This window comes from Okeania sp. (genome assembly GCF_983059655.1).
On sequence record NZ_CEZPJD010000412.1, the window covers coordinates 1 to 6872 of the forward strand.

A 6872-nucleotide genomic window follows, 5' to 3' on the forward strand; every position below is an offset into this window, starting at 1 on the left:
TGCTGCGCAAACAGCGGTCATTTCAGTTATCAGTTATCAGTTATCAGTTATCAGTGAGCCTCCGACTAAAGTCGGAGGCTTGAAATACTGAATCGATTTTTTTTCATCCCCTTAAAAGGGGAGGCTTGAGACCTGATTTTTTGGTCAGTTATCAGCTATCAGCTTTATTATTTTTAGTGGACAATTTAAGCTCGTTATTCTTGTACTTAAATTCTTTATTTAAAAATGTAGTAGAAGTTAAACAAGTCCTTGCTTCATTCATTAAATCGATAAAATTATCAATTATTTCTCCCTATTCCCTATTCTCTGACTTTTGCAATAAGTATAATAGTTTTTCAAATCAACATCTTAATTAGCTAAACTGTAGTTATTATATATATAGCGTTTCTCAAATTAGCGATATACAGTTGTTTTTCTTTTTTTCTATCCCCTGTTTCTCGAATTACTACTCCCTACTCCCTAAAATATGAACAGTCAATATATATTTATGTTAGTTGGGTTTCTATTAGCATCATATTCAATTGTAGCTAACGATGCGATACAAACCCTTGGCACATTTTTAAGTTCTAATTCTCAGCGCCCTTGGTGGGTATTATGGCTGTTTATTTGCTCCGTTTTATTGGGAGTTTTTTTCTATGGGTGGATTACTAATGATGGAGATGTAGCTTATGGGCGTTTGGCAGAATTTCCTTTTCCTGAAAATTTTAGTTGGATTTATATAGTTCCTCCTTTCGTACTTTTATTTTTAACAAATTGGGGAATTCCTGTTAGTACTACTTTTCTCATCCTCACAGTTTTTGCTCCTAGTAATCTCACCAGTATGTTGACTAAATCACTGTTTGGTTATGGGTTAGCTTTTGTCACAGCTATAATTATTTATAAATTCATAACTAAAGCTTTAGAAGAGAAGTTTCTCAGTACAGCAGACCAAGAAGCACCTATTCAATGGGTGATTTTACAGTGGGTATCAACCGCATTTTTGTGGAGCCAATGGTTAATTCAAGACTTGGCAAATATCTTTGCATACTTGCCACGAAATCTTGATGCTTCAATGCTATTTTTTTCCATGTTTGTAATGTTAATTTTACATGCAATTATCTTTTATAGAAATGGTGGTGCAATTCAACATATAGTTACAAGTAAAACTAATACTCAAGATATTCGTTCGGCAACAATTGTAGACTTTATTTATGGATTAATTTTATTATTATTTAAGGAATGGAGCAAAATGCCGATGAGTACAACTTGGGTATTTATTGGTCTTTTAGCAGGAAGAGAAATAGCAATAGCTCACAATTTCCAAAACCGTGAAATGAAAGATGTAGGTAAGATTATTTTTAGTGACGCTTTAAAAGCCTTTGCTGGTTTAGCGGTTAGTATTGTTATTGCCTTTGGACTACCTTTTCTAGAAAAAATGATGAGTAATTAGGGCTTGCTGATTAAATCTCAAAGTATTGACTGATATTGGTTTGAGGAATTTTAGGTCTGAAAAAAGTACCAGCTTTTCTACCTTTAACCCTTTTTTTCTCTTCTGCCTTCTGCCCTCTGCCTTCCCTACTCCAAAGTGACAAAAAAACTTTCTATCTTTAAACCTTTCTTTCCCTTCTGCCTTTCCTCCTCCAATATTGGTTTGAGCAATTTTAGGTCTGGAAAAAGTACCAGCTTTTCTACCTTTAAACCTTTCTTTCCCTTCTCCCTTCCCTTTTACCTTCCCTCCTCCAAAGTGACAAAAAAACTTTTTACCTTTAAACCTTTCTTTCCCTTCTCCCTTCTGCCCTCTGCCTTCTGCCTTCCCTCCTCCAAAGTGTAACTATTCAACCGGGCATGATATAAGTTTCAGGAATGCCCTAACTATCCAGTGTTGAGCATCAATTAAACTAATACATTAAACCCAAAATGGCCGTGAGGAGTTGAATAAGATGAATAAACCTGAAGATAAAGATGCCTTACATATACTCAAAGAAACAAGTCGTACTTTCTATATTCCTATTAGTCAATTACCATCTGGGCTAAAAGAAGCAGTTACATCGGCCTACCTTTGTATGCGTGCCATTGATGAAATTGAGGATCATCCCAGTCTAGATAGTTTCACAAAAGCAAAATTGTTGCGCAAGATTAGTTTACTTTTACAGGAAGGAGTTGACCATTCAAGTTTCCAGAATTTTTCAGCTAAGTTAGACTTTAATATTACTCACCTACCAGAAGTAACTCAAAGAGTAGGAGAATGGGCAATATTGGCTTCAGATACAATAGCGCCCAGGATCTGGGATGTAACTGCAGCAATGGCAGACCGAATGGCTTATTGGGCTGAAAATAATTGGGCAATTCACACAGAATCAGATTTAGACCGTTATACTTTTAGTGTGGCAGGTGCAGTGGGATTATTACTTTCCGATTTATGGAGTTGGTACAATAATACTAAGACTAATCGTACTGAAGCAATTGGGTTTGGGCGAGGTCTACAGGCGGTGAATATTCTCCGCAACCATACAGAAGATTTAGCCAGGGGCGTAGATTTTTTTCCCGATAATTGGACTGTGGAAGATTTGCAAACCTATGCCCAACGTAATCTTTTATTAGCTGATTCTTATACTAACTCTCTTCCTCCAGGACCTGCTCGAAATTTTTGCCAAATTCCTCTGACTCTTGCTCATGCTACTCTAGATATTTTAACTATGGGGCAAGAAAAGTTGAGTCGTTCCGAAGTGATGGAATTAATTTCACGCTGTAATAATTCTGTATAGCAGAAGGAAGGAGGAAGAAGGAAGAAGTAATATAGAATCCGGTTGAATAGTTATTGTATAGTTGGGAGTAGGGGAGTAGGGGAGTGGGGAAGTGGTGGAGATTAAAGGCTTGAAGTAATTATAGAATTATCAACATATACTATATAACCGGATTCTATATAAGATAAGAAAGAAAAATATTGCGTTGTCTAACTTTTAAGCTTTAGGAAAAAGGAAGAAGGAAGGAGGAAGAAGGAAAAATATTGCGTTGTCTAACTTTTAAGCTTTTTATCTGTCCTAACCTTTCCTTCGACTACTATCTCACAATGGAGCGAGAGGACTCCTCAGCTAAAATAGGTGGGTTCGGCCTCCCCCACGCTTATTTGAACAAGTGCGTGGTGTTCGTGTTCTGGGGGTGTCCTACCCCCATTTTATGCCTTGAGAGCTGACCGCTGAGGTGCTGAGGTGCTGAATGCTATTTTAAGATTTGCTGTAAGCAAATTCTGGAAGTTGTTCCTTAGCAGCTCCAGCAGATGTAACTTTTACCTCTCCATTCTCATCTAAATCTACGTAAACATTTTCACCATTCTGAATTTGACCAGCTAACAATGCTTCTGCCAAGGCATCTTCTAACAAACGCATAATTGCCCGACGCAGCGGTCTGGCACCATAACTAGGATCGAATCCATCCTTAATCAAGCGCTCCTTAAAACTGTCACTGAGTGTCAGAGTCATATTTCGTTCGCCCAAACGACTGAATACTTCCCGCAGCATAATTTCTGCAATTTCTTTCACCTCATCCTTATTCAACTGACGGAAGACAATAATTTCATCCAGTCGGTTGAGAAATTCTGGACGGAAATACTGCTTGAGTTCCTCATTGACTAAATTGCGGATACGGTTATATTGAGCTTCTTCTTTATCCTCAGCAAACTCAAAACCTAAACCACCGCCACCTTTCTCAATAACCTTGGAACCAATATTAGAAGTCATAATGATTAAGGTATTTTTAAAGCTGACGACCCGTCCTTTAGCATCAGTGAGACGACCATCTTCCAAGACCTGCAACAACATATTGAATACATCTGGATGGGCTTTTTCAATCTCATCAAACAATACTACAGTATAGGGGCGACGGCGTACAGCTTCAGTCAGTTGGCCACCTTCGTCATAACCAACAAATCCTGGAGGGGAACCAATTAGTTTAGAAACTGTATGACGTTCCATGTATTCTGACATATCTAGTCGAATCATGGCTTCCTCAGAACCGAAGAAATAAGCAGCTAATGCTTTTGTCAGTTCTGTCTTACCCACACCAGTTGGACCAGAGAAAATAAAACTAGCAATGGGTCGGTTGGGGTTCTTCAGGCCAACACGGGCACGACGCAAAGCACGAGAAACTGCTTTAACTGCATCTTCTTGACCAATGAGACGTTGGTGCAAAGTATCTTCCATGTGCAGCAGTTTCTCAGATTCAGATTCTGTCAACTTACTCACAGGTACTCCAGTCCAAGATGCCACAATATGAGCAATATCCTCTTCTGTCACCACAGGAGTAACTTTGGTTTTTTGTTCTTGTCTATCGGTATCGCTATCTTCAATTTGTGCTTGAATTTCTAGTTCGCGATCGCGCAATTCACTAGCTTGCTCAAAGTTTTGTGCGCGAACAGCTTCTTCTTTGTCTTTTGTCACTTTGGATATTTCCTTTCTCATATCCTTCAGCTGTGGTGAAAGCATTGAATTTTTCACTCTAACACGAGATCCTGCTTCGTCGATCAAATCAATTGCCTTATCTGGTAAGAAGCGATCGCTAATATATTGGTCAGATAGTTTAGCTGCTGCGGTCAAAGCTTCATCAGAAATAATCAACCTGTGATGTTGTTCGTAAGCAGAGCGTACCCCATAAAGAATTTCAATTGTTTCCTCCACACTAGGTTCGCCCACTTTCACAGGTTGGAAACGACGTTCGAGAGCAGCATCCCGTTCGATATGCTTGCGATATTCATCCAGAGTAGTCGCCCCAATACACTGTACTTCGCCCCTAGCCAAAGCCGGTTTGAGAATATTAGCAGCATCCATACTACCTTCTATGGCACCAGCACCCACAACCGTATGAATTTCATCAATTACCAGGATAATATTGCCATTAGAGCGGACTTCATCCATAATCTTTTTCAGTCGCTCCTCAAATTCTCCTCTGAACCTAGTGCCAGCTATTAAGGAACCAATATTCAGGCTGACCACCTGTTTATTTTGCAGAAGATCCGGAACATCTTGGTTAATAATACGTTGAGCTAACCCCTCAGCGATCGCTGTTTTTCCCACACCAGGTTCGCCAAGAAGGACAGGATTATTTTTTGTCCTCCGGCCCAAGATTTGAATCATCCGTTCAATTTCTCGTTCCCGGCCCACAACTGGATCGATTTTACCCTCTGCTGCTAATTTTGTTAGGTCTGTACCAAATTCTTCCAGAGTTACAGCTTTCTTATTTCCAGAATTAGAGCTTCCAGGAGAAACTGCAGCAACTTCTCCAAGGGAGCGAATTATCTGAGTCCGAATTTTGCTTCTATCAACTCCCAAATTGTCCAAGACTTTAGCAGCGACTCCTTCAGAATCTTGGAGCAATGCCAGTAGCAAATGTTCTGTACCGATATAGTTATGGTCTAGTTTTCTTGCTTCTTCCAAAGATACTTCCAACATCCGTTTGACCCTGGGAGTAAAAGGAATTTCTGCCGGAGTAAACCCAGATCCACGGCCAATTATTTGTTCTACCTCGTTCCTAGCATCTTTGAGATTTACATCATATTCTTTGAGAACTTTAGCCGCAATACCTGTACCTTCACTGATCAGACCCAGGAGGATTTGCTCTGTACCCACAAAGTTATGTCCAAGGCGACGGGCTTCTTCCTGGGCCAACATGATCACTTTGATTGATTGCTCTGTAAAACGTTCAAACATGGTTACTTTTCCTTACATATATTATGGTTACAGGAGATATGTGCTTCCTGTAGTTTAATTGTTACCTAGTTTTAAACCACAATTAGGCCATAAATAGAAACTAATGTAAATTTTTGTTTACTGTAACTAATTTAGCGTCGTACAAGTAGGAGTGCTAGTGAGGAGAGCCGTAACCAAAAATTAAGTGAGTTATTAAGAGGCCAAAAGTAGCTAGTGTCGCTACGCGGAAGTCAAAAGTCAAAAGTCAAAAGTCAGAAGTTTTGATTGGTAAGGCTTTTAGGATTTTGTAACTGGTCAATTATTTCCGCCATTTTGCACTAGTTTTTTTTCTTAAAAGTAGCACTTGGGAAATCAAGTTGACAACTGATAACTGAAATGACATGCATTGAAATACTCTCAGGCATTCAGGTACAAAGATTCTCCTGAAAGAGAATTATTGGTTCACAGAAGAGTTGCATTCCTTGAGATTTATTATAATATCATTCTTTCCTCAAACCATTATAGGGACGTTATGTGGAATGTCCCTATATTAGACATCTCCAGAAAAGAGGCAGTAGGCAGTAGGTAGTAGGGGGAAATAATTGATAATTTATGTACGATAATTGATTTTATTTTTTATTATTGGAGATGTCTAATACCTATACAACCATGATTAGTATTCCCATTACTTGCTAGAATATTAGCAGACTACCATTATAGCGATCTGAATATGACTGTTAAAGAAATTCAAGCGGCAATTCAGTCCCTTTCTCCTGATGATTTCACCTATTTAAGAAAATGGATGATGGAGTTAGATTGGCAACAGTGGAATCAAGAAATTGAAGCTGATTCTGATTCAGGAAAACTAGACTTCTTAATTGATGAAGCTTTAATAGAAAAAGCACAAAATAAACTACATGAAACATTAAAAAGAATCACTTTAGACCCATAAATAATGGGTGGTAAACCTTGTATTCGAGGTTTGCGGGTCACCGTTGGTACTATAGTTGGGTTGATGGCATCAGGTCATTCAACTGAAGATATTTTAAAAGCATATTCTTATTTGGAACCGGAGGATTTGCAAGAAGCTCTAACCTATGCTGCTTGGCGCGTTGAAGAAATAGAAATTCCCTTAGAAAATCGTTTTAGGATGAGAAAAATCTAGCAAGGGAGCAAGATGCTCCCACTGTTTGTTTGACCAAAATAATTACA

Annotated in this window: 5 protein-coding genes; 4 read left to right on the plus strand and 1 reads right to left on the minus strand. The window is 38.7% G+C overall.

Annotation, left to right across the window (positions count from 1 at the left end):
* Window positions 1–487 precede the first annotated feature (487 nt).
* Window positions 488–1429: a hypothetical protein gene (locus tag AC3DU7_RS20605; RefSeq protein WP_488041172.1), complete on the plus strand. Its 942-nt coding sequence runs from the start codon at window positions 488–490 to the stop codon at window positions 1427–1429.
* Window positions 1430–1919: 490 nt separating this feature from the next.
* On the plus strand, window positions 1920–2744 hold the full coding sequence (locus tag AC3DU7_RS20610; RefSeq protein ID WP_488041173.1) for a squalene/phytoene synthase family protein: 825 nt from the start codon (window positions 1920–1922) through the stop codon (window positions 2742–2744).
* 459 nt (window positions 2745–3203) lie between these two features.
* Here the strand turns inward: AC3DU7_RS20610 and AC3DU7_RS20615 are convergent, their stop codons facing one another.
* A complete protein-coding gene (locus AC3DU7_RS20615) occupies window positions 3204–5681 on the minus strand; it encodes an ATP-dependent Clp protease ATP-binding subunit (protein WP_488041174.1) in 2478 nt (825 codons plus the stop codon).
* Window positions 5682–6390: 709 nt separating this feature from the next.
* Here AC3DU7_RS20615 and AC3DU7_RS20620 point away from each other — a divergent pair.
* Both AC3DU7_RS20620 and AC3DU7_RS20625 read left to right on the plus strand, forming a co-directional pair.
* Window positions 6391–6612: a hypothetical protein gene (locus AC3DU7_RS20620; protein WP_488041175.1), complete on the plus strand. Its 222-nt coding sequence runs from the start codon at window positions 6391–6393 to the stop codon at window positions 6610–6612.
* Window positions 6613–6615: 3 nt separating this feature from the next.
* Window positions 6616–6825, plus strand: coding sequence for a DUF433 domain-containing protein (locus AC3DU7_RS20625; protein ID WP_488041176.1), 210 nt, complete (start codon window positions 6616–6618; stop codon window positions 6823–6825).
* The last annotated feature ends 47 nt before the right edge of the window (window positions 6826–6872 follow it).

What these genes read in the sequence shown, in the direction of transcription:
- AC3DU7_RS20610 (WP_488041173.1), top strand. Translation starts at nt 1,920, where the DNA reads ATGAATAAACCTGAAGATAAAGATGCCTTACATATACTCAAAGAAACA.
- AC3DU7_RS20605 (WP_488041172.1), top strand. Translation starts at nt 488, where the DNA reads ATGTTAGTTGGGTTTCTATTAGCATCATATTCAATTGTAGCTAACGAT.
- AC3DU7_RS20615 (WP_488041174.1), bottom strand. Translation starts at nt 5,681, where the DNA reads ATGTTTGAACGTTTTACAGAGCAATCAATCAAAGTGATCATGTTGGCC.
- AC3DU7_RS20625 (WP_488041176.1), top strand. Translation starts at nt 6,616, where the DNA reads ATGGGTGGTAAACCTTGTATTCGAGGTTTGCGGGTCACCGTTGGTACT.
- AC3DU7_RS20620 (WP_488041175.1), top strand. Translation starts at nt 6,391, where the DNA reads ATGACTGTTAAAGAAATTCAAGCGGCAATTCAGTCCCTTTCTCCTGAT.